At 68.6% G+C, this 22,551-nt stretch carries 16 protein-coding genes and 2 pseudogenes; 5 read left to right on the top strand and 13 right to left on the bottom strand.

Annotation, left to right across the window (positions count from 1 at the left end):
- Positions 1-110: 110 nt before the first annotated feature.
- Complete coding sequence (locus tag SY2F82_RS13855) at positions 111-662, top strand: DUF4262 domain-containing protein (RefSeq protein WP_200419305.1); 552 nt, start codon at positions 111-113, stop codon at positions 660-662.
- A 142-nt stretch (positions 663-804) separates the two neighbouring features.
- Here the strand turns inward: SY2F82_RS13855 and SY2F82_RS13860 are convergent, their stop codons facing one another.
- Entirely contained in the window at positions 805-1,398 is a 594-nt protein-coding gene (locus SY2F82_RS13860; RefSeq protein WP_200419306.1) for a DUF4291 domain-containing protein, read from the bottom strand.
- 611 nt (positions 1,399-2,009) lie between these two features.
- Here SY2F82_RS13860 and SY2F82_RS38795 point away from each other — a divergent pair.
- Positions 2,010-2,202, top strand: a pseudogene (locus SY2F82_RS38795) (hypothetical protein); the annotation flags it as partial.
- A 108-nt stretch (positions 2,203-2,310) separates the two neighbouring features.
- Positions 2,311-3,402 (top strand): multiple monosaccharide ABC transporter substrate-binding protein, encoded by a 1,092-nt coding sequence (chvE, locus tag SY2F82_RS13865; RefSeq protein ID WP_200419307.1) that lies wholly within the window; start codon positions 2,311-2,313, stop codon positions 3,400-3,402.
- A gap of 198 nt (positions 3,403-3,600) precedes the next feature.
- Here chvE and SY2F82_RS13870 read toward each other — a convergent pair whose 3' ends face one another.
- The 3 genes from SY2F82_RS13870 to SY2F82_RS13880 all read right to left on the bottom strand — a co-directional run bounded on the left by SY2F82_RS13870 (position 3,601) and on the right by SY2F82_RS13880 (position 6,432).
- On the bottom strand, positions 3,601-4,122 hold the full coding sequence (locus SY2F82_RS13870) for a hypothetical protein (RefSeq protein ID WP_236041399.1): 522 nt from the start codon (positions 4,120-4,122) through the stop codon (positions 3,601-3,603).
- 404 nt (positions 4,123-4,526) lie between these two features.
- Complete coding sequence (locus SY2F82_RS13875; RefSeq protein WP_200419308.1) at positions 4,527-5,075, bottom strand: GIY-YIG nuclease family protein; 549 nt, start codon at positions 5,073-5,075, stop codon at positions 4,527-4,529.
- A 304-nt stretch (positions 5,076-5,379) separates the two neighbouring features.
- Positions 5,380-6,432: a metallophosphoesterase gene (locus tag SY2F82_RS13880; RefSeq protein WP_200419309.1), complete on the bottom strand. Its 1,053-nt coding sequence runs from the start codon at positions 6,430-6,432 to the stop codon at positions 5,380-5,382.
- Positions 6,433-6,908: 476 nt separating this feature from the next.
- Here SY2F82_RS13880 and SY2F82_RS13885 point away from each other — a divergent pair, with 476 nt between their 5' ends.
- On the top strand, positions 6,909-7,448 hold the full coding sequence (locus tag SY2F82_RS13885) for a GNAT family N-acetyltransferase (RefSeq protein ID WP_236041400.1): 540 nt from the start codon (positions 6,909-6,911) through the stop codon (positions 7,446-7,448).
- 352 nt (positions 7,449-7,800) lie between these two features.
- On the opposite strand, the gene SY2F82_RS13890 is transcribed toward SY2F82_RS13885, so the two are convergent.
- The gene (locus SY2F82_RS13890; protein WP_200419311.1) at positions 7,801-8,550 is read right to left on the bottom strand and encodes a hypothetical protein; all 750 of its coding nucleotides are present in this window, start codon (positions 8,548-8,550) and stop codon (positions 7,801-7,803) included.
- Between the two features lie 148 nt (positions 8,551-8,698).
- On the opposite strand from SY2F82_RS13890, the pseudogene SY2F82_RS13895 reads away from it, so the two are divergent.
- A pseudogene (locus SY2F82_RS13895) lies at positions 8,699-9,345 on the top strand (site-specific integrase); the annotation flags it as partial.
- 866 nt (positions 9,346-10,211) lie between these two features.
- Here SY2F82_RS13895 and SY2F82_RS13900 read toward each other — a convergent pair.
- The 8 genes from SY2F82_RS13900 to SY2F82_RS13935 are packed head-to-tail and all read right to left on the bottom strand — an operon-like array spanning position 10,212 to position 22,551.
- Positions 10,212-11,612: a DUF6177 family protein gene (locus SY2F82_RS13900; protein ID WP_200419312.1), complete on the bottom strand. Its 1,401-nt coding sequence runs from the start codon at positions 11,610-11,612 to the stop codon at positions 10,212-10,214.
- Positions 11,609-15,592, bottom strand: a complete 3,984-nt coding sequence (eccCa, locus tag SY2F82_RS13905; RefSeq protein WP_200419313.1) for a type VII secretion protein EccCa — start codon at positions 15,590-15,592, stop codon at positions 11,609-11,611. The genes SY2F82_RS13900 and eccCa overlap by 4 nt, the downstream gene beginning before the upstream one ends.
- Positions 15,589-16,719: a hypothetical protein gene (locus SY2F82_RS13910; RefSeq protein ID WP_236041402.1), complete on the bottom strand. Its 1,131-nt coding sequence runs from the start codon at positions 16,717-16,719 to the stop codon at positions 15,589-15,591. Before SY2F82_RS13910 ends, eccCa begins: the two co-directional genes overlap by 4 nt.
- A 31-nt stretch (positions 16,720-16,750) precedes the next feature.
- On the bottom strand, positions 16,751-18,115 hold the full coding sequence (gene eccD, locus SY2F82_RS13915; RefSeq protein ID WP_200419314.1) for a type VII secretion integral membrane protein EccD: 1,365 nt from the start codon (positions 18,113-18,115) through the stop codon (positions 16,751-16,753).
- 31 nt (positions 18,116-18,146) lie between these two features.
- Positions 18,147-18,431 (bottom strand): hypothetical protein, encoded by a 285-nt coding sequence (locus SY2F82_RS13920; protein ID WP_200419315.1) that lies wholly within the window; start codon positions 18,429-18,431, stop codon positions 18,147-18,149.
- 58 nt (positions 18,432-18,489) lie between these two features.
- Positions 18,490-19,377, bottom strand: coding sequence for a pentapeptide repeat-containing protein (locus SY2F82_RS13925; RefSeq protein ID WP_236041403.1), 888 nt, complete (start codon positions 19,375-19,377; stop codon positions 18,490-18,492).
- Positions 19,352-22,150: a hypothetical protein gene (locus SY2F82_RS13930; RefSeq protein WP_200419316.1), complete on the bottom strand. Its 2,799-nt coding sequence runs from the start codon at positions 22,148-22,150 to the stop codon at positions 19,352-19,354. The genes SY2F82_RS13925 and SY2F82_RS13930 overlap by 26 nt, the downstream gene beginning before the upstream one ends.
- Positions 22,147-22,551: a DUF6507 family protein gene (locus SY2F82_RS13935; RefSeq protein ID WP_200419317.1), complete on the bottom strand. Its 405-nt coding sequence runs from the start codon at positions 22,549-22,551 to the stop codon at positions 22,147-22,149. The genes SY2F82_RS13930 and SY2F82_RS13935 overlap by 4 nt, the downstream gene beginning before the upstream one ends.

Genomic DNA, 22,551 nt, shown 5'->3' on the forward strand with positions numbered 1-22,551 from the left:
CTGCTGAAGGCCGTGGTTCGTCTGTCACCGTCGGTCTCCACTGGTCGGCGTCGGGGCGCCTCGGGCGGCCCGGAGACGGCCCCGTTCTGCGGCCGGCCTACTCTCCTGGGATGGACGCGTCTCCTTGCTTCTGCCTCCTCTGCGCCCCCACACAGTGGGGTGGTCCCGTATGGGAGGAACGTGACAGCCGCATAGCGAAGAGCGTTGCCGACTTCGGCTGGCATGTCATGGGCGTGGCCGGCGGTGACGCCCCCGGCGACTGGGGTTACTCCATCGGCCTATGGCACACATTGCGCAGTCCCGAGGTCAGCGTCTTCGGACTCCCCTCGCAGACCGCGATGCGCGTGGTGAACGCCGCTGGTGCCGCGATACGAGACGGGGAGCCACTGCAACCCGACCAGCGTCGGGGAGATGTTCTGAACGGTTACGACGTGGCGATCCGGCCGGTACACCCCAGCTGGTACCACGATTTCTTCGGCGCGGGCATCGACTTCTACCAGACCCCTCCGCTCCCCATTACGCAGCTGTTCTGGCCCGACAAGGCCGGACGGTTCCCGTGGGAGGAGGAGGTGGACGACCACTGCCGTGCCGGCCAGCCCTTGCTGTGGATCCCCAAGGAGGACTCGGACGGCCCGTGGGCCCACCTCACCCCGGAAGCGTAGATGCGCGCACGGGGCGACGGAGTCTCAAGGGGCGTGTCAGGTCGTACACGATCTTGAACATGACCGCCGGAGAGAAGCCTCGGACGGTGGGAGGTCCGGGGCTTCGGGGTGCTTGGAGATCGTTCAACCGGCGGGCATCGGGTCATTGGTGCAGATGGGCCAGGATCCCGTTGTTCACGGGGTACGGGCGTTCACGGGGCAGGAGTTGCCGGGCCATGTCCAGGTCACCGTCCCGTACATGGGCGTGGATCGTGTGGGCGAGCGGTGTGACGTCGGTGATGGAGACGATCCACTCGTCGGCGTAGAGACGTGCGGCTTCACCGGCGAGGCCGAGCTGGAGCGACCGGTGGGGCAGCGGCTGCAGACGCAGGTCGCGTTCGGGGTCCCACTGCACCCGGGCCGGGGCCCGCTTCAACTGGCGCTTCCACGCGGCGCGGTCGCCGTGGAGCCCATGTTCGTAGTGGGACAGGCAGGCGTGTTCCAGTGCCCACTCGAAACCTCCGCGGGTGATCTCGACGGCGAGGACGATGTCCTGGCCTTCCTTGGTGCCCCACCCGCAGCGGTACATCATCCACAGGAACGACGGCTTGATCCATGTCATCCGGTCCCGCTGCCACACCGCAGGGAAACGGCCCTCCCGGGCCGCCGGCAGACCGATCTGCGGTGCATACGCCTGGTAGACGGTGACCGTGGAGTCCGTGTGCAGGGCTCGGATCCGGTGCTTGGGTTCTGTCACGCGGACCAGGGTTGGACACACCGCTTCGCGTACGCCATCGAATTACCGCGGCGGAAGGCGGCCGCCCAGCCGGGACGGCTTCTGCGAGGCCCGTCCCTGTCCCGCAGACGCCTTGCCCCGTCACGACCCGGACCCCTCCACCGCCCAGGCCGTTGACCAGCGAAATGCAGAAGTCCGGCTGGAGTGCGAGGCGCCGCCGCAAACTCCTGTCGGAGACCGAGAGCGATCTCCGACACCTTTCCACAACCGTTCCCGTTCGCCCCGTTGACACCCCGCACACCCCCTTCTAGGGTCACGCCAACATTCTGAACATGTGACGATATTTCGAACGGTTGAAGGACAAGTGTCCTGCGTATCACTGGAATCAGTACACACGTGGCCGGTGCGCTGTGGTGCACCCTGACGCACGTGCAGGTGCGCCCCCGGCAAAGCGGTCACGAGCCCCGGCGGGGCCGGATGACGGGCCGCGCCGACGCATGGATCGGCGATCCGAGGGACACCGAGGCGACTGAGCACCGACTCAAGCAACGCGCCAGGGGGTTCTGACGCTCCACCAATTCAGCGAGACCCGCTGACTGCTCACTCCCCTGAACAGGTGCACCAAGACCGCCGACAACCCCGGCGGCTACGTGCGGATCCACGAGGTCGCCGAGCTGATCCGCCGCGGCGCACCGCTCTCTCTCAAGTCCGGTATGTCCAGGGCGCCCGGGGGCCCACCCGTACGGCACCCACCTGCGGAACCTGAACCTGGACATCGCCCGGAAGCGGATACGACGCGATCGACGCGCTCTCGACCTGCTCGCCGGCCGCCCGGCCCCGCCCCATGGCTTGCCCCACCGGCATCTGACACGCCGTCATCATCTGCTTACGCCGTCATGGTCTCAACGACGAGAAGAACAAGGAACGATCACCATGCTCGACCGAAGAGCCGCCCTCGCTGCCATCGCCGGAGCCGCCTCCCTCGCCCTCACCTTGTCCGCCTGTGGCTCCGGCCAGAACAGCGAGGGCAGCTCCAAGGGCGGCACCATCGGCATCGCCATGCCGACCCAGTCCTCCGAGCGGTGGATCACCGACGGCAAGAGCGTGGTCCAGGACCTACAGGCCCAGGGGTACAAGACCAAGCTGGTCTACGGCGAGAACGACCCGAAAACCCAGGTCTCACAGATCCAGAGTCTGATCAAGCAGGGCGTCGATGCACTGATCATCGCGGCCATCGACAACAAGTCGCTGAACGGCGTGCTCCAACAGGCCGCCGACGCGCACATCCCGGTGATCTCCTACGACCGGCTCATCCTCGGCACCAAGAACGTCGACTACTACGTCTCCTTCGACAACGACCAGGTCGGCCGGCTCCAGGCCTTGTACATCATCGACAAGCTCGGCCTGGAGCAGGGCAAGGGCCCGTTCAACATCGAGCTGTTCGCCGGCTCCCCCGACGACAACAACACCAAATACTTCTTCGACGGCGCGATGCACCTCCTGCAGCCATACCTGGACAACAAGCAGTTGGTCGTCCAGTCCGGCCAGACCGCGCTCAACCAGGTCACCACCCTGCGCTGGGACGGATCCACCGCACGGAAGCGCATGAACGGCATCCTCACGACGTCGTACAGGAGCAGCAAGATCGACGCGGTCCTGTCGCCGTACGACGGCATCTCCATCGGCATCCTGTCGGCGCTGAAGTCGCACGGCTACGGCTCCGGCAGCAAGCCCCTCCCGGTCATCACCGGTCAGGACGCCGAGCTGCCCTCGGTGAAGTCAATCATCGCGGGTCAGCAGTCGCAGACCGTTTACAAGGACGTCCGCCAGCTCGCCCAGGCCGCCTCGAACATGGTCGTCGACATACTCAGCAAAAAGCCGCCGCAGGTGAACAGCAGATACGGCTACAACAACGGTGTCAAGACCGTGCCCGCCTACCTGCTGCAGCCGACGAGCGTCGACAAGACCAACTACAACCTCGTTCTGGTCCTGAGCGGCTTTTACACCGCCGCCGAGCTCAAGTAACGGCACGACCACGGCGGAACCCCGACGACCTCACGGACTGGCACAAACACATGACTGACGAACGAGAGCCCCGGGCCGGCGCTGGTCCGGGGCCGGTCTTTCCGCGTACGTGCGGACGATCGCGTGTGATCACCGGCTGGTTGAGCTCCGGGACGCGACTGACTGCGCCATCTCATGACGTTGGTGCAACGGTCACGATCACTGCGCCGTGGGGTTGTTGTAGTCGTTGAGAAAGGGGCTGTGGCGTTCGGTGAGTGGGCCAACGCCGAGATCTTCACGCATGAGCTTGCGCATCTCGGCGGCTGCTTTGCCGCGAGCCTCCCAGCGGGCGCGATCCTCCGGACTGCTGACAGCAGTGCCGTCGGCGTAGCCGTCGCAGATGCTTCGCAGGCAGTGGAACACGCTGTTGGAGGCCTTGACGACGGGTTGGGGCGCGATGAGCCACATCCGTTCTGATGCGATGGCTATGCCTGACTCCCGAAAGGCTTCGCGCAGCGCAAGCGCCCGCTCGTCGTCGGACGGGTGCTCTCGCTCGGCCAAGGCCCGCAGGGTCTCACCGAGGACCTTCACGGTGGTCGTGTACTGCGTGTAGATGTCGAGCCGCAGCCGAAGAGCTTCTTTGACGTCCTCGCGCTTCCACCGATTCCGATCGGCGATGAGAGTGGCGACGATACCGATCGTGGCCCCGGTCAGGGTGGAGAGCAATGGCAACCAATCCATGCGGGCCAGCTTGGGCCATCCCGTAACGGCGGCACCAGGTGGGCTTCGAGAGCGAACCTGTGCCGCCAACAGCTTGGTGCAGCGGCACTGCGACGTGGTGCTGCTGTAGGCGACACGCAGAAAAGGGCAGGAGCCAGGCCGCCGACAAGCGGCCGTCGCCGTGGCAGTCCTGGGTACGGTGGACCGACACCGTGCAGCACCACGACGAGCGCGGGCTGAAGAACCGCCCGCCGGGAGAAACGCGGGTGGTGCCGCTGCCGCTGCCGCTGCCGCTGCAACTGGTGACCCTGTGGTGTGAGCACGTCGCCACGTTCGGTACGGCCGACGACGGCGGGCTGTTCGTCGGCGAACGCGGCGGTGTCATCAGCTACACCACCTGCCACCGGGCCTGCCCGGTGGGCACACTACTTGCCCGGTCGGGGCCCGGCGCTGGCGTAGTAGAGGACGCGTGCTTGCTTGACACGGTCCAGGTCGGTGCTGCGCTCGACGCCCTCTACGTTCAGCGGCGGGCGCATCCGGGAGATCAGCACACGCTCCAGCGGGACGGGGTCGGGATGTTCGCACCAGGTGAGCGTGAGATGCCGGTGCATCCAGTCGGTCAGGCGTCGCTCGTCCACGGGGGCCAGGACGACGCGATCGGTCCAGGTGGTGCGGTAGCCCTCGGTGGACATCAGCAGGCCGGCCAGTGTGCGGCGCAGGGTGGATCGGCGGGAGTCCCTCAGATGGTTGGAGAGGACGCGGGAGCGAAGCCGCTTGGCCTTGCCCAGGTACAGAAGCCGCTGCGTGGGGTCGCCCGAGCTGGTGGGCCCGCCGAATGGGGCCAGTACCTCGCACGGTGCCCACCAGGCGTACAGGCCCGCTGTGGTGGGCAGAGCGACGACTGCGGCCTCAAGGGAGTGTGGCTTGGAGAGCAGGTCGGCTGCGGCCTGCTGGACGATGACGTCGTCGAGCATGGGCGCACCTTAGTAGTCGCTCAGCCTGTGTTGAAGGGAGGCGGCCGAGTGCGGCACTTTGTCCCCACTCAGCCCCCCGGCGTAAGAGCTCTGTGTTTCGCGAACCGGGGGCGTCCCCTTGAGCCGCGCCCTACGACACGCGCCCTACGACACGCGCTCTGCGCCGCCGAGGTTCTTGAACCAGGCCGCGAGACGGGATCCCCGAACCGTCCGCCGCACAGTCCGGTCGGATGGGGCGGGACGGGAACACGGCGTCGGCGGTCGGACCGCTGACGAGCGGACCGACCGCCGACGCACCCGGGTGTCAGGCGCCGGAACCGGCCAGGGGGACCCGGGTCCACTTGAGGACCTGGGGGTTGTGCGGCTGGACGGTGACCTTCAGGTAGTCCTTGGCGTTGTTGGAGCCGTCGACGGTGACGCGGTGCAGGTTGGGCACCGCGGTGGTCAGGTGGTAGAAGGACAGCCACGGGGATCCGGCAGCCAGCGGCTGGTCGCTGTTGTAGAGGTGGCTGTCGCCGTTGAAGAGGTAGACCGGGCCGTCGAAGGCGGCCGACTCGCGGGCGATGGCGGCGACGATCGGCTGGAAGGCGTAGTAGTCGGCGTAGGAAGGATCGCTGACGGTGGGGTCGAACATGTCGGCCTGCATCATCAGGGTGACGGCTCGGTCGTGGTGGCGGCGGGCCGAGGCGAAGGTGTCGTGGATGGACTCGGTCACCGATGCCGTGCGGGCCAGTACCTCGGCGGCCTGCTCGGGGGTGGGCTGGGTGTTGCCGGTCCACGGCGCCATGCTGTTGTTGCTGCCCACGACGTGGACCGCGGCGAACGCGACGCCGGCGCGGGTGTAGCGGACGTCCTCCGGTACGCCCTCGTCGGCCTGCGAGGTCACCGGCACGCTGTCCTGGCCCAGGGTCCGGCCGGGGCGGGGGAAGAACACCTGGCGGATCTTCGCGAGGCGTTCCAGCGGGTTGTAGGAGCCGTTGTTCGGCCGGTGGCAGTCGGTCCACTCGTTGTCGCCCACCGTGTACACGAGCGGGTCCTTGAACTGGTCGAAGTCCGACTTGATCATCTGGAAGTATGCGTCGCTGCACACCGTCGAGCCGTTCTTGATGTCCCCGAGGTGCGTGACGAAACTGACGTCGGGGTCGGCGTTGATCTGGCTGACGACGTGCGGGAAGTCGGCGATCTCGGCGTCGCCGTAGGGCATGTCGCCGAATACCGCGAAGGTGAAGGGCTTGTCGTCGGTGGTGGTGCCGGCATCTGCGGCATGCGGGCCGGCCGATGCACGCCCGGCGGAAACGGCGAGCGTGAGCAGGCTCAGGGCAGCGGTGGCGGACACGGCATGGCGCCACGATCTCATGGGATTCTCCCTCGCGGTGGAGCGGCCCGGGCGGGCCGGGATACATCTGGTCAGCGGCCGGCGGGGGGTAGCGGCGCGGCTCACGGCGGGCGCGTGCGGCAGCCGATGATCGGCCCGGCGGGAAGTCTGGCGGTCCCGGTTGACCTCGGGGTTGATCGGCGAACGGACGGACGGTGAACTCTTGCTGGCGCTCCGGTGTCCGGTCCGGGACCGCTCGCGCTGCGAGGGCGACGATCGGTGTGCAGACTTCTACGGGTTCTTCGGTCGACACTGCTGCGGAGAATGCGGTGTTCGCGTTGTACTTCGGGTGCTCGCCGGCCAGCTCGACTCCGGGACCTCACGCAGCAGTTCCTTCCGGGCGCGTGCCGCCGGGCGTCCTGCCGGGGCGCGGCTTGATGTGTGGAAGAGTCAGACGCCGTTGCCCACGCCGGCCATACGAGGTGAACCGTATGGTCGAGAGGATGAGGGGTCGTTCCATGTCCGATGAGATCACGCTGCGCCCGGTGACCGCCGACGATCTCGATCTGTTCGAGCGCGAGTTCAGCGGTCCGGAGGGAACCGGCCAGTACCAGTGGTTCGGTTTCGGCTCACCTGCCGGCCTGCGTCGGCAGTTCGCGGAGACCGGCCTGCTCAGCCCCGACGGCGGCGTGCTTTCCGTTGCGGAGGCTGGCCGGACCGTAGGGCGGGTCGAGTGGTTCGCCAGCACATGGGGGCGGCCCGCCACCTCCACCTGCTGGAGTCTGGCGATCGGCCTGGTGCCGGCAGCGCGCGGCCGCGGCATGGGCACCCAGGCCCAGAGACTGCTGGCCGAGTACCTCTTCGACCACACCAGGGCCGAACGGCTCCAAGCCTGGACGGACTTCGCCAACCTCGCCGAGCAGCGTGCGTTGGAGAAGGCGGGCTTCGTCAGGGAGGGCGTGCTGCGCTCCGCGCAGTGGCGCGGAGGCCAGTGGCACGACCAGATCATCTTCTCCATGCTTCGCGCGGAGCGGTCCGGCGGCGAACCAAGACGGTGATCGCCCCGACGAGTCTCCAGCTCCTGAGTCGGAGCCTCGCCAGGCCTCCGCCGCGCGCCCGGCCGAACTGTCCCACAGCCCCGCCGGGCAGCCGCTAGCCAGTGCTCGTCTTCGTCGGCGTCACCGATCTGAAGGTGGTCGCCACGCAGCTCAGCGTGCGGGTGTACCGGGAATGCCAAGTAGCGGCACTGGCCCCACTCTCAGCTCAGAGGTATTGACGGCCAAGCAGGTCGAACACGTGCACAGCGTTGCACGCCATCGGCAAGCTTGGAGCAAGGCCTGACTCGGCGCGACTCAGCGATGCGCCAGTTTGCCTCAGCCGCGTGTTGTGGCGCTGGTCGGAGGCCGTGGTTCACTCGACCCAACGAGTGGCGATGGCTTCCGCGACGCTGAAGACCTCATCGCACTCGGCGCACTGGGCTTTGCCGAAAACGTAAGTCAACTTACGCGCGACATCGGTCTGACCGTCTGCGAGCGCGCGACTGTGCAGTCTTTGGGCCAGCCCCTCCAGGGCTGAGGCGTCCGCAGGCTGCAGCGGCATCCTTCTTGCCGCGGTCTCGTCCATGTACATGCTGTCGGTGGTTGAGAAGAAGCCGTACTCGCCGAACGCTACGAAGTTCTCCGCGGTACACGCCGGACAGGGGACTTCGTATTCATCGTCATTCAGTCCGTCGAGCTGTTCGCTCCAGATGTCGACCCCCTCGAAGCCGAGGAGTGCGGCGAGAAGGTAGACGTAGGTGCCGGGGTCGTCGGCGAGGGCCGGATCTCGAAGGGCTTCCTCGGTCAGTTGCGCCAGGTCGGACATTTCCGAGGCGTAGGCCACGTGGGGATCTTGCTCGCCATATGGCTGATCAGTGCTGGCCGCGATGGCGCCGGCCAGTACGAGTGGCATCTGTCTGTCCGCGGGCGACCACTGGCGTGCCATGTCTCGCAGGGCCGGCAGGGCCGCGTGGCTAGCTGAGTAGACGGTGCCTTGATGGCACAGCCGGGACCAAAGTTCGGTCCAGCTTGAATCCCCTGGGGCGGGGCTCACTGAGCTGAGCAGGCCCGGGATGTCTTCTGCCGTGCCGTAGGCGTGGTGGAGCTGGGACCAGTCCGTCATGGCAGCGATCTAAGCAGCCGGGCGCCGTGGGCTACACGGCTGGGGCCGCACCAGTTGCTCTGTCACCGAGGCAAGCCAAGCCGAGCGCCCGAGCAGCCGAAGGACGCAGCGACCTGCGGTGATGCGGTGATGAGATCGGACAGTATGCCGCGATCTGCTGACTGCGGTCTCGTATGTCGGCGGGTACGGCCGCGCGTGGTCGCCGACTCGTCGGCCTGTTCGCTTGCATGTACTACGGCGCCCTGCGCCCGGCTGAGGCCGTCGGCCTCACCAGTGCAGACCTGAAGCTGCCCGAGGTCGGCTGGGGGACGGCACTGTTGAACCGGACGCGCCCCAGTGTCGGCAAGCAGTGGACCGACTCCGGCGAGACCCCATGACGACCGAGGCCTGAAGAACCGACCGGCGGAGGAGGTCCGACCCGTACCGATCCCGACCCGGCTCGTCGCCATCCTCCGGCAGCACCTCGACACCTTCGGCACCGCCGAGGACGGGCGGCTGTTCGCCAACGAGCGCGGGGGAGTGGTCGGCTCCTCGACGTACTGCCGCGTCTGGCAGGAGGCTCGTGCGCTGGCGCTCCCGCCGGCCGCGGTCGCCTCGCCGCTCGCTGCCCGGCCGTATGATCTACGGCACTCGGCGCTGTCGACCTGGCTCAACTCCGGAGTGGACCCCACTGAGGTCGCCGAACGCGCTGGCAACAGCGTTGAGGTCCTGTTGAGCCGCTACGCCAAGTGCATCGACGGTCGGCAGGAGATCGCAAACCGCAAGATCGAGGAATTGTTGCGCGAGTACGAGTGAGCGCATGTGGTGTCAGGCTTAGGCCCCCGGACCTATCTGGGTGCCTTAGGCCATTGTGCAGCTGACCAGGGGAAACACCCGGAGATTCGGCCCGGTCCTCCACGCTCCACTCGGTGGGCACTGCTCGGCCGTGCTGATACTGCGCTCGGACGAGCCGGATGCCGCAGTCGAAGGTGATCGCAGGAAATTCCGTCTGGAATTTACCGAAAAGCTATTGACTCATGACATTCAGTGCGCATCATGGTTAGTAGGCCATAACACCGAAAGAGTTACAAAGTCGATCAGGACGTCTAGTCGGCGTAGTGACTTGGACAGGATGTGGTTGAGGCCCCCGGCAAGCCGGCGCGATACCGAGGCGACAGTGACGACTGAAGCTTCAGGACACGTGCAGTACTACCGGGGACTGTTTTTTGCCCTCAGAGCCTTTGCACGGCTGGGTGCCGGTGCGGAGGTTGTGGCATGCCCACTCTCAGCGGAACCGAAGAGCAGCAGGCGTAGTCCGTTCCTGCAGGCCAGACCTACGCATTGAGTATGTCGGCGCTCGTCGTGGAGGTCCTGGCCGGGACTACCCGGCACGCGGTCGCGACGTTGACGCGGCGGTGTTGCCCGGGGCTCAGATGCAGGTCTGCGGGGCCGGCCTGTTCGGCTTCGTGCGTGAGGTTGGAGGAGTGTCCGGGGCGGGGTGAAGTCTTCGTCTGGGACCACCGACCGACCGGCCACCGGTGACCCATCCGGTTACTTCGCTGCTGTACGCCCTTGAAACGCCAGAGGCCCCGGAGTGATCCGGGACCTCTGAGCTGCGCGCACTCGGCAGGACTCGAACAGACGCGTGAGGTGTCGCGGCGGGAGAGCTGGGTCCGGAGCGGTCAGACCTGCTTCAGGTGCTGGGTGAGGTGCTGGAACGTGGCCCAGGCCCTTGGGTCGGTTCCCTCCCCCAGGGGGTAGTGGAGGGCGGGTTTGGCCGGGTGGCCGAGTCGGGTGGGGGTGGGGCCGAGGGGTGGGTGTTCGGCTCGGGTGCGGTCGATGTGCTCGATCTCGTTGTGTCCGAGGGTGAGTGCGACGGGGATGGGTGGGGCTTCGAGGTGTGGCGGCACAGTGAGGTCGCGGCGGGCGGTGCGGAGTGAGGTGAGCAGGGTGGCGAGGCCGTGTTCGGTGGCGAGAGCCGTGGCGAGGCGTTCGATCGCGTTCAGGGGTGGGGTCTCGTCCTTGCCGTAGCCGAGGGCGAGGGTGATGTCCTCCTCGATGCCTGCCGGGGTGCGGGTGATGCGGGCGGTGGCGAGGGCGGGGCGGTCGGGGTGGCCCACGGCGACCAGCCAGGTGGGCTGTGGTGCGCGGGAGCGGGCGAGTTCGGTCAACTGGCGGGTGGACCAGGGGAGGTTGACCGGTTCGGCGGTGCTCCAGCCGGCGGGTGGCGCGTCGGTGAGGAGGTGGAAGGCGGTTTCGAGGGCGCGGCCGAGGACGAGGTCCGCATCGGCGGGGTGGCGGGTGCGCAGGGCGAGCAGGAGCTGGCGTTCTCCTGTGTCGGTGACGCTTTTGAAGGCCTCGGCTGCCTGGGCGGTGCCGTTGTTGTCGCGTACGGGGGTGAAGGTGCCGTTCTTCCAGTGGAGGATGGCGCCGGACAGGCCGTCGTAGTAGCCGTGTTCGGGGTGCTGGACGACCCAGCGGTTGGGCAGGCCGCGCAGGGCGGTGCGGGTGGGCAGGGTGAGGCGTGCCGTGGGCGGGGTGACGATCTGCAGGGCCCGGTGGGCGGCGGTTGCGGTGCGCAGGGCGTCGGCGAGCCAGCTGGTCAGGGGGACCAGGGGGCGATCCTGGATGACTACGGCCGTGGTCGTGGTCAGGACGTCGACGGCGGGCGTGGCGGTGGTGGGGACGGGGACTGCAGTTACGTCGGTGGTGAGGGGTACGACGTCGGTGGTGGCGGCCTCGGGTGGCCAGACTGTGCCGCCCAGGACGGTGGCCAGGCGTCCGGCGAAGGAGGCTGCGAGGCGGCCGGCCTCGGCGACGGCGGTGGAGGCGCGGGCTTCGGTCCACCACACCGGTCCGTCCGGGGTGGGGCAGTCAAGCAGGCGGGTGGTTTCGCCGGGGATGTGGACCAGGATCGGTGCTTCCACGGAGACGAGGGGGCGACCGTCACCGGCGCAGAGTTGCACCACGGCACCGTCGGCCGTCGTGTTCACACCGAGGTCGGGGCCGCCTGCGTAGAGGCCTGCCAGCAGGGTGTTCAGGTTCGGCATCGTGGGGGTGAGGGCGATGACGTCCTTCGTCACGGGGTCTCTTCGGCCTCTTCTGCGATGAGGGCGGTCTGGATGAGCTGGTGGGGGCGGCCGCGGCGGACGAGGGTGCCGCGACCGGGCGGCTGCTGGGAGGCGTAGAGGCCGGGGAAGAGCTGTCCTTCGGTGCGGTCACCGGTCATGACCAAGGCCGTGGTGCCCGTCTCGCGCAGGGTGGTGAGCAGGGGTTCGTACAGGGCGCGGGAGGCTCCGGCGGCACGGCGGGCGAGGACGAAGTGCAGGCCGATGTCCTGCGCGGAGGAGAGGTAGGGCAGGAAAGGTGCAAGGGGCTGCTGTCCGGCGGTGGTGAGGATGTCGTAGTCGTCGATCAGGATGACGATGCGGGGCCCGCGGAAGGAGAGCTCGATGGTGGTGCTGTCCGGGTCGGCGGTTTCCGGCAGGCGTTTTTCCAGTTCGGTGGCGATGCCGGTGGCCAGGGCGGCGGCGAGTTTGGCGTTGTGAGCGTAGCCGCCGCGGTAGGGCTCGGGGATGACGCCGCGCAGGCCGCGGCGCGGGTCGAAGATGCCGAAGACGAGTTCCTCGTCCGTGTGCCGCTCGACGAGCTGGGTGGCGATCAGTTTGAGCAGATTGGTCTTGCCGCACTCGTTGTCGCCGAGGATCAGCAGGTGCTGGTCGCTGCCGAACAGGTCGAGCAGGACCGGGGCGAGGGTGTCCTGGTCGACGCCGAGGGGGATTCGGGCGGGTTCGGCGGCGGGAGTCGGCAGGGTCGCAGCCGGGAGGCGGGTGGGCAGCACTCGTACCGGCGGGGCAACTTCGCCGTGCCAGGAAGCGCGGATCGTGCGAGCGGTGCGCTCCAGGGCCGGGCCCAGGTCGCCTGTGTCCGGGCAGTTGTCGATGCGGGGCAGCGCCACCTGCGCGAAGAGCTTGCCGTCGGTCAGCGCCCGGCCGGGCGTCTCGGGGGCGAGGGTCTCGGACAGCTTCCGGTCAATGGAGGAGTCGGCGGGGTCGTTGAGCCGGAGCTCGACGCGGGTGCCGAACATCGACTGGGTGGCGATACGAACGTCGTTCCAGCGCAGCATGCCCGCCACGACGTGGATGCCGTAGCCGCCGCCCCGCTTGAGCAGGTCGGCGATCGCGTCATCGAGGTCGGCGAACTCGTCGCGCAGGGCGCCGAACCCGTCGATGAGCAGCACGATGTCGGTGGCGCCCAGCTGCGGTAGCCGTCCGTTGACTCGCAGGTGGCGCAACTGGTCGACGGAGTCGATGCCCAGCTCGCGGAAGAGTTCCTCGCGCTGGGCCAGCATGGTGCGCACCTCGGCGATGGTGCGGGCGGCCCGCTCGTGGTCCGCGCGCCCCGCGATGCCGCCGACGTGCGGCAGCCCGGCCAGCGCGGACAGGCCGCCGCCGGCCAGGTCGAGGCCGTAGACGGCGACGTCGTCCGGGGCGTGGGTGAGGGCCAGGGCGAGGGTGAGCGTGCGCAGCAGGGTGGTCTTGCCGGACTGCGGTCCGCCGATCACCGCGACGTGTCCGCCCGCCACGGTCAGGTCCAGCAGCCATGGCTGCTGGACCTGGCGGGCCGGGTCGTCGAGGACGCCGAGCGGGACGCGCAGCGGGCCGTCGCCGTGGGTGAGGCGTAGGCCGTCCGTACCGGCCTGCAGCGGTCCGGCGGCCGTGTCCAGGGTGACGGCGTCCGGCAGCGGGGGCAGCCAGATGCGGCGTACCGGGGGTGCGGCGGTGGCGAGCTGGTCGACCATGACGGACAGGACGGTCGGGCCGGTCTCGCGCCGGGTGGCGGCGGGTTCTTCCGGTGCCTCCGGTTCCTCCTGCCCCGTGTTGTACGTCGGGTCGGGCCAGGCCAGCGGGGTGTCGTCGGCCTGCTCGTGCCGGGTCGGACCGTGGTAGCGGCCGGAGACGTACCCGGCCTTGAAGCGTTCGTAAGTGGAGGTGTCGACCTTCAGATAGCCGAAGCCCGGAAGCGGCGGCAGGTGGAAGGCGTCGGTCGTGTCCAGGACGGTGCGGGACTCGTCGGCGGAGAAGGTGCGCAGGCCCAGCCGGTACGACAGATAGGTGTCCAGCCCCTTGAGTCCGCCGCCCTCGATGCGCTGGCTGGACAGCAGCAGGTGGACGCCGATGGAGCGGCCGATGCGGCCGATGGACAGGAACAGGTCGATGAAGTCCGGCTTGGCGGTGATGAGTTCGCCGAACTCGTCGATGACGACGAAGAGGTGGGGGAGGGGCTCCAGGTCGGGACGTTGGGTGGCGCGCAGGGCGGCGTAGTGGCCGATGTCTGCGACGTTTCCGGCGTCCTTGAGGACCTGCTGGCGGCGTTTGACCTCGCCGGCGAGACTGGTGTGGACGCGTTCGACGAGGCCGGCCTGGTTCTCGAGGTTGGTGATCACGCCGGCCACGTGCGGGAGTTCGGCGAAGGGCGCGAAGGTGGCGCCGCCCTTGTAGTCGACCAGGACCAGCGCGAGGTCCTCGGGGGAGTGGGTGGCGGTCAGGGCCAGGACGAGGGTGCGCAGCAGCTCGCTCTTGCCGGATCCGGTCGCGCCCACGCACAGCCCGTGCGGTCCCATGCCCAGCTGCGAGGACTCCTTGAGGTCGAGCAGTACGGGCTCGCGGCGGTCTGTCAGGCCGATGGGTACGCGCAGGAAGTCCCGTTCGCCGCGGGGTGCCCACAGCCGGTGCAGGTCGAGGTCGGCGGGGTCGTCGATGCCGAGCAGGGCGGGGAAGTCGACGGGTCCGGCGACCGGGGTGCCCTCGGCGGCCGACTCCGCGGACAGCCGCAGCGGGGCCAGCATGCGGGCGATGCCCTCGGCACCTGGGCCGGTCACGGCGTCGGAGGTGCCGCGCGCAACGGGGGCGCCGGGTGCGCGCAGGTCTTCGACGGCGATGCGGTCGCCGTCGACCGTGATGCGCACGCTCACCTCGTCCGGCTCGTGCACCTGCTGTTCCAGCAGGTGCAGCACGGTGACACCCATGTCCGGGAGGTCGACGGCCGAGTCCGGACGCGGGAGTTCGGCCGCGATGTCTCCGTACGTGTCACTGACGACCAGGAGCCGGGCCGTCAGGCGCAAGGCGTCCCGTCCGGCCAGCCCGCGTCGCACCTCGGCTGCGTACGCGGCGCGCTGTTGCAGGTCGGGCATGCACAGCCGGGCCAGCCGAGGCAGGTCGGCTGCGATCCGGCGGGCGGCGACCGGGCCGTCGTAGGACTGCGGGTCAAGGACATGCGGCAGCCACTTGGCCCACTCCCACGCGGCCTCGTCGCCCGTGGCCAGGGCGAGGGCCACGTCGTCCGGCGCGTGCGTCACGGCCGTCTGCAGCAGCAGTGCCCGCGCGACGCGGAGGACGCCCTCCCGGTCACCGACGATGCTGACGTTCCCCGCACGGTCCAGAGGCACGGTGAGCGGAAAGTCGGAGGCGGCGGTGAAGCGGCCCTGCAGGGCACGGGCCTCGTTGAGCATGAAGGGGTCCGGCGGGGTCAGCACCCCGCCGGCGCTGTTCTGGCCGATGGCCAGCTCCTGTACGGGGATGTCGCCGGTGCCGGCTCGCACCTGCAGGAAGTCGGCGTCCTGGCGGCGGCGCTCCCACAGCCGGGCCGGGTCGCGCACGAGGTCGTACAGCGCCTCCGGCGGCGGGTTCAGCAGCCGGGCCAGACGTCGCCGCTCCCGTTCGGAGCCGCCCAATTCCTCGCGCAGCTCCTCCAGATATTCCAGGTACCGCTCCCGCTGGACGCGCCGGGTGCGCTGGGCCTTGCCACGCTGGGACAGGAAGAGCGCCACCGCGCCGCACAGGGCGACGACCAGCACGATCGCACCGAGCGCGGCGAACTGGCTGTTGCGGATGACGGTCATCATCACGACGGAGCTGATGACGCCGGCCATCGGCAGCAGCGCGGTGGCCGCGTTGCCGACCTTGCCCTCGGGCAGGTTCGGCGGCGCTTCGACGGTGCGAGGCGGTGCGGGCTCGAGAGGGCGGGTGCTGCGGGCCGGACGGTGGATGAGCTGCTGGGTCATCGCATCCTCACAGCTCGCTGCATCGCCTCGGCGGCCAGGCGGACGGCCGCGGTGCGAGTGTCCTGGCCCAGCATGGCGGTGTGGATGGGGCCTCCTTGGGCGAGATGGCGGTCATAGGGGAGCAGCACCACGGGTACGCCGGGCTCGCGCAGGTGCGCTGCCGCGGTCTTGGGATCGAGGGTGGTGTCGGGCGAGCCGGCGCTGAGGGCGACGACGGTCGTCGCCAGGGCGGAGTGCGGCAGCTGCGCCAGCCAGTCGAGGACCTGACGGGTGCCGTTGACGCCCTCGGCAGTCATCGGCGCGACCACCACGCGGGCGTGGGCGGTGTCCATCGCCGTACGGGCCACCTCGCCCGGCAGGGTCTCGCAGTCCACCACCGTCACCGCGAAGTACCGGCGCAGCGCCAGCGTCACCGTGCGGTACGTGCGCACGTCCAGAGGCGCGCCCACGCGGCCCTGGCCGGCGGGCAGCAGCCAGCCGCCGTCGGACACCGGCACCAGGTAGCCGATGACGTCGGTGAGCTGCATGGCGGGCGTGAGAATCCGGGCCAGGTCGCTGCACGACCAACGCACCGACTTGGCGCCCATCCGCACCGGCAGGGTGCCCAGGGCCGCGTCCGCCTCCAGAGTGAGCACGGGATCGTGGCGGTAGTGGTTGAACGTACGGCCCAGTAGTGCGGAGACCGTGGACTTGCCCACGCCGCCGCGGATCGACGTCACCGCGATGATCCGGCCGGTCGTCACCGGCTGCTGCACCGCTTGGGCGAGGCGCGTCTGCTCGGCGACCTCCTGCCCGGCAGACGCGGCGAGCCTGCGCAGCGACCGGCCGGTGCGGCGTGCGACCGAGTCGCCGTGCTGCGGGCGGCCCAACGCGATGGCGAGCCGTGGGTCGACCGTGGGCAGGGACTCGGGGACCCGAGTGGGGACACTCGGATCGTGGGCCTGCCGGGGGACCGGAGGCGCGGCCGGAGAGGTCCCGGCGGACGGCTCCGCATCCGCCCCCGCTCGCACGGGAGCACCCGGGATCGCGCCGGACTCATTCGGGCGCGGCGACGGCGGCGTACCACCCTGGGAGCCGTCGGCCAGCTCGCGCAACACGTCCCGCTGCCAGTCCCCTTCCTGAGCCATGGTGGTCCCTACGTCCTCGGTCCCCAAGTCCTCACGCGAAGGTGCCCAACAAGCGCCCGTACACCCCGAACACGCCGATGGCCAGCGGGAACAGCGCGATCACGGCCACGGACTCCACGAGGTCACCGACGCGCCGCAGCCGCACCCGCACATGCTCGGCCGGCTCCACGGCCAGCACCATGAGAGGTACGACAGCCAGCAGCGCGAGCACGGCGACAGGCCCCGCCGCGGGGGCATGCCCAAGCCACACCACGGCCAGCCGCACGGCGACGACCGCCGCGGCGAGCAGCAGCACCACGACCTCGGCGGCGAGCGGAAAGGCGCGCGCCCGCAGCCCCAGCGCCACCGCGACGACCACGCTCAACAGCACCGTCCACACGGACACCGCACGCAACACGAGAACACCGGCCCCGGCCGCGGAGACGGTGAGGACGGCGGTCGCGAGCGCGAGCCCACGGTGCGTGGCCGCGAGCGCCGTGCTCACGTCGTACCGGCTCACCGACACCCCGCCCGTGCGCTGGTCGTCCAGCCCGGTCAGTCCCGACACCATCAACGCCAGCCGCGGCAGCAGCCCCAGCAGGACCACGGAGGCGAGGGCGATCAGCGCACCGACCCGGGCCTGCTCCGTGGCACCGCCGACGCCGTTCTGCAGGACGATCGCCGCCTCCCACAGCACCAGACACCCACCGAGTGCCCCGGCGCCGATCAGCGCGCCACGCAACAGCGGAGTGCACCACCCGGCCAGCAGCAACGCGACCGTCACGGCCACTGCGACACCCCCCAGCCGCGCAGCGCCGGACCACCCGTAGGCGTCCGCGGCCGTCCAAGCCCCGAGCGCGCCCAGCACACCCGCCGTGGCGATCAAAGTGGCGGCCATCCCACTCCGCCGTACCCGGCCGCACAGCACCCCCGCGACCGCGCACACGCCCGCCACGGCCACCAACCCGCCGGCAACCGCCGACAAAGCGAACCCGCCCCGGGCCAGCACACCGGCCGTCAGGGCCCAGAACACGCTGGCCAACCCGGCCACCACGCGCCGCACCGCAGGCCGCCACCGCCACGCCCGCACACCAAGGTCCTCGGCGACCACATCGGTGACGTCGTGCACCACGGGAGCCGACGGTGCGTCCTCGACCCGCACCAGCCGCAGCACGGCCCCGTCGGCGACCCCGGACGACTCCAACGTGCCCTGGGGCGCCAGCACCGATCCGTCCGCGGTCACCAGATGCCGCAGCTCCGGGCGTACCCCCACCCGGTCGTCCAGAAGCCGCATGATCTCCGGCAGCAGCACACCGACTGGTTCCCGCGAGGGCAGTACGAGGTCGATCCGGCGCCGTTCGCCGACCAGGGTGATGCGGGTGAGTGCCGTACGACTACTGGTCGTGGAACGACTCAAAGACCCCGTGGCTATCACGTGTTCGAACCTATCACCGGGTAGAAGGGGCGACGGAGGGCGCGGAGGATGACTGCGGCGAGGGCTGGACGGGCGTCGCGTACGGGCCTTTCCCGATCACCCGGTGCGACACGAACGACCACCCCACACACCCGGCGCACACCACCGCCGTGATCACCACTCCGGCGAACACCTTCCCGACCCGCTCGTCCAGCGACCGCCGCTGCCGCTGCGCACCGAACAGCAGCGCGTCACGAAGACGACGCCGGCGGACGGCCACCGACTCCAGGAGCTGGTTGTCGTAGTCCTGGGCACTCACGATTGCCCGCCATCCGCCCTTCGTTTCGCAGCCGTCATGATGTGTGCCCGCCGGCAGGCTATGAGCGCTCTTCCGTGACCTTTTTGATGAATGCGGCCGCTTCCGCTTCGCTGATCTCCACGTGGTCGACCTCGTTGTGGCCCAACTCGTAGAGGCGTAGGTACTCGGTCGGTTCCCAGCGCAGATTCCTGGTGAATGCCTCATCATGGGCTACCCCGTTCACCATGCGGCGTCTGACGATGCCCTGAGGATTGCTGCGCGAGTAGCCCTCGCTGAACTTGGCGTAGTAAGTGATGTCACCGGAGCGCGGGTCGAGGACACGTACGTTTGCTCCGCGGGTGTTCAGCCACTGCTCGAGTTCCAGTCCGTCGATCTCGCGCTGCACACCTGCTTGGTCGATGACCGCAGGGCCGAAGAGCGTGCCGGAGAGCCCTTGCACGACTGTCTGCTCGTCGAGCACCGCCTTCAGGGACGTCTCACGCACTGACGCGTTGGTGAGATCGGCGCCCTGCAGCCTGACGTCGATCAAGGAAGCACCATCGAGCTTTGCGGCCCGGAAGCGGGCCGACCGGGCATCCACCGCCCATAGGTCCGTGGATCCCAGGTCTGCTTCGTCCAAAGTGGCGCCGCGCAGGGAAGCCTCATCGAGTTCAGCCTTGACCAGCGACGCGCCGGAGAGGTCGGCGTCATCGAGCACGGCGCCTTCCAGATGTGCCCGATAGAGGTCGCTGCCGACGAGTTTGGCGCTCCGGAGGACGGTCTGCGTGAGGAGTGCCATGGCGAGGTCCGCACCTGACAGGTCGGCCCGAGACAGGTCGAGCGCCGAGACGTCCAGAAGCGAGTCCGCCTGCTCGACCCACTCCCGCAGAGCGGCAGCAGCCTCCGCATCAGGCGGCATGACCCGGACGGCACGGTTCACGTCACGGATACCAGACAACTCGATCACTCCACCCGTGCTGCTCGACGATCGACTTGACATCGTCGATCGCCGCTTGGTTGGCATTGCGCATGTCGAGGATAACCATGCGCCCCTTGGTCACAATCTGGTCCTCCAGCTTGCGCACCCACCCCTGGTTGTTCGCGGGGTTATAGGCTGCCTTGAACGGCAGTGATTTGTCACGGACATTGTTGAGCGGGGGCCAGTCCGAGTGCACGCCCTTGATGTCGTAGAACTCTCCTGTGCTCGGCGAATAGAGATCTCCCTGGTTGGCGCCAGGGGGGCGCTGGATGTCGGTGGGGACTTTCCCGTTTTCGCGTAGATCCAGCGCGACCCGGGCTTCGTCCATTTCCGATGGCTTCACCTTACCCTTGTGATCAGGGTCCTGCTTCAGATGGTCGAAGTCATCGCTGTACCGCTGCGAGAGATCATTCAGGTGTGCATCGTGAGCTGCCCGCTGCTCTGGGGTGAGTTCCGGTGGCGGTCCGTTCCCGTGCACGGACTCGTCGCCATGCTGCCCCGTGTGGACGTCGGGAGCGTCGGCGGCTCCAGAGCCACGCAGATCGTGGTCGAGCTGAATCGAGTCTGCTCCATGGGGAACCGGGACCCTGTCGAACAGATCGTTCTGCGCGGATTGGATGGCTTCGAATTCTTCTCTGGATATGCCGGGAAGGCGCCCCTTCTCGTAGAGAACATGGGTGTCCATCTTGGCGGTGAAACTCTCGGGGGTGTGGAACTGCACCTCGAAGATCTGGCCAGTTGAAGGATCCCGCCATGTTGAATTGATACCCTTATAGCCTGAGTTCCCCCAGGTGTTCTTGAACGTGACGTTCTCGAACCCCCGGGCACGCAGTTCGTCGACTGCCCGCTGCACGCCGTGTGAGTAGTCCCTGGTCGGAATCTCAACTGTGTATCGGAGGGAATCCCTGATATTGGCCAGAGCACGCTCCGGCGTCAGGCGGGCGTCCTCGAGCAGGGCCGTTGCGACCTTGCGCTTGAGGGAATCCTCTCCCTTCAGACGGTACTCAAGACCGTTGAGCTTCCCCTGCTCGACGTGGCCGGTAGCCGCTTGGATAGCCTCCGTGATGCGCGGCTCGGTCCCTTGGGCCCGGTCCATGAACTGGTCGGTCGCGGCATTCTCCTCGGGACTGAGTCTCAGTCCCTGCGGTCCTTCCCAGGAGCCATCGGGGAGGTTGCCTCGAGGCTCCATGGGGCCGTCGGGCAGATGCGAACTTCCGCCGAGCGGTGGGCCGCCTGCGTCACCGCCACCACCGCCCGACATGGAACTGTGCGAGTGCGCGGTACTTGTTCCGTCAGTGATGTCGCGGCTGTGCCCCGAAGGGGCCTCACCAGCGCTTGCGGCCTCGTGACCTGCCTGTGGTGATGAGTTGTCGCCGACGTGACCAGTGGCTTCAGGAGTATTCGACGTTGCGCTGACCCTGGCGAATTCAGGCTCATGCACCGGCGCCTGCTCCGGCGTGGCTTCCGAAGGGACGTGTCTTTCCTGCTTCAGTGCGTTGCCGACGACGTCGCCGTGTTTGTCGTAAGCGATGAACTCGCCGTTCTCGATGACGACCTTGGAGCCGTCGTCGAGTTCGATCACACTGTGCACCCTTTGTGCGTCGGCCGATGAGTCTGCACCAGTGAAGATCTTGGCCGTGACTTCGGAGAGCTTCGGCATTGTGCTGACTGCCTTGCCGGTCGCCTTGAGGCCCACCGAGACCGGGTCCATGAATTCGCCGACCTTGGCAGCGACGCTCGCACTCTTGGCGACCGCGCCGACCTCGCTCGTCTTGGACACCACCGCGAGCGGGCCGGCGCCCAGGGTGAGGACGTTGAAGACGGTCGTTCCCGCGGCGCGGGTCGGGTTCTCCTGCCACTGGTCCCAGGCGACGAGGGATTTGCCGAACTCTTTGGCCGCCTTCTTCGCCCTGATCTCGTCGGCGCTCTCCTTGGCCGGGCCGAAGGCCCAGTCCATGGCCGCGTCGTAGGGGGACGCTGTATACAGGCCGATGCCGGTAACGACGTCCTTCAGCCCGCTCCAGGCGTCACCCGCCGCATCCGAGCCGTTTCCGCCGACCAGCGTCCACAGCCCGCTGACGCCGGCTTCGATGCCGTCGTGGTAGATGCCGTCCCAGACGAAGGTCTTGGCGCCGTGCCCGAACCAGCCGAGGCTCCACGCCTCGTAGCTCTGCTCGTCCACGCTGCCCCAGGGCAACTCCTTGGCGCCTTCGAGCAGGCCGAGGTCGTAGCCGTACACCACCGTGTTGCGGTCGTGGGACCCGCTGCCGTGGTCGGCCACGAAGGCCGGGCCACCCACGAGCTTCGAGATCTTGCCGGCCGCCCTGCGCTCCGCCTCCTGGAAGGCGAACTGCGTGGCGGTGACATCGTCGACGAGTTGCTTGTTCCGGTGGACCTTGTCCTCGTCCTCGGTCCACTTGTCGTCGCCGTCGACGCTCGCCACGAATGCAAGGGCGTCCGCCTTGAGCTGCTCCAGGCGCTTGGCGAGCGGGCGGGCCTCGATGGAGAAGGTATCCAGCGCATCCGCCACTGTCTCCAGCTTGGCGGCGAAGGCGTCGGCCTTGTCCAGCACCGGCTGCGTGGTGGCGAACAGGTCGTCGGCCTCGGGCGCGGTATAGAAGGCCTGCAGCATCTGGAAGCGGGAGTGGACGTCCATGCCGCCGTTGCGAATACCTACAGCGTCGCTGCGCAGGGCGGAGACATCCCTGTCCAACTGGTCGAAGTCGCCGGTGAACTGCGGTATCCCGGATGGGCTGATCACTGCTTCCCGTGCTCCTTGTCCTGCCCCGTGCCGCCACCCCGCCCGGGCATGTCGATCTCCGGCACGGCAAGGGTCTGGTGCTGCGTCCTGGCGGCCATGTCGAGATCCCCGAGGACGTAGTACGCGGTGGCCTCGCGCGCGCCGTTCACCGACTTCGCTGCCCGGGCGCCGAGGAAGAGCACGTCACCGGCGGTGTTCTCCGCGAACAGGCCCAGCGCGGCGGCGATGGGGCCGGTCGGGGCAGCGCCGCAGTACGCCCCGACGATGGTGCCGGCCGAGCCCGCCGCGCTCTTCACGTCCTTGCCGTAGGCCTTGACGTGCTTTTCCATGTCGTTTATCGCGTCCTCGACCAGCGAGGTCACGAACTGCACGCCGGACGTCGAGATGTCCCATGCCGTCAT

Origin of the sequence: Streptomyces sp. Y2F8-2, assembly GCF_014905555.1 — a bacterium.
Taxonomy (GTDB): domain Bacteria; phylum Actinomycetota; class Actinomycetes; order Streptomycetales; family Streptomycetaceae; genus Streptomyces; species Streptomyces cynarae.

Excerpts from the sequence above, each read along its gene's own strand:
- SY2F82_RS13875 (WP_200419308.1), bottom strand. The coding sequence starts at position 5,075 with ATGCTCGACGACGTCATCGTCCAGCAGGCCGCAGCCGACCTGCTCTCC.
- SY2F82_RS13890 (WP_200419311.1), bottom strand. The coding sequence starts at position 8,550 with ATGACGGACTGGTCCCAGCTCCACCACGCCTACGGCACGGCAGAAGAC.
- SY2F82_RS13870 (WP_236041399.1), bottom strand. The coding sequence starts at position 4,122 with ATGGATTGGTTGCCATTGCTCTCCACCCTGACCGGGGCCACGATCGGT.
- eccCa (WP_200419313.1), bottom strand. The coding sequence starts at position 15,592 with ATGACCCAGCAGCTCATCCACCGTCCGGCCCGCAGCACCCGCCCTCTC.
- SY2F82_RS13935 (WP_200419317.1), bottom strand. The coding sequence starts at position 22,551 with ATGACGGCATGGGACATCTCGACGTCCGGCGTGCAGTTCGTGACCTCG.
- SY2F82_RS13855 (WP_200419305.1), top strand. The coding sequence starts at position 111 with ATGGACGCGTCTCCTTGCTTCTGCCTCCTCTGCGCCCCCACACAGTGG.
- chvE (WP_200419307.1), top strand. The coding sequence starts at position 2,311 with ATGCTCGACCGAAGAGCCGCCCTCGCTGCCATCGCCGGAGCCGCCTCC.
- SY2F82_RS13880 (WP_200419309.1), bottom strand. The coding sequence starts at position 6,432 with ATGAGATCGTGGCGCCATGCCGTGTCCGCCACCGCTGCCCTGAGCCTG.
- SY2F82_RS13910 (WP_236041402.1), bottom strand. The coding sequence starts at position 16,719 with ATGGCTCAGGAAGGGGACTGGCAGCGGGACGTGTTGCGCGAGCTGGCC.
- SY2F82_RS13885 (WP_236041400.1), top strand. The coding sequence starts at position 6,909 with ATGTCCGATGAGATCACGCTGCGCCCGGTGACCGCCGACGATCTCGAT.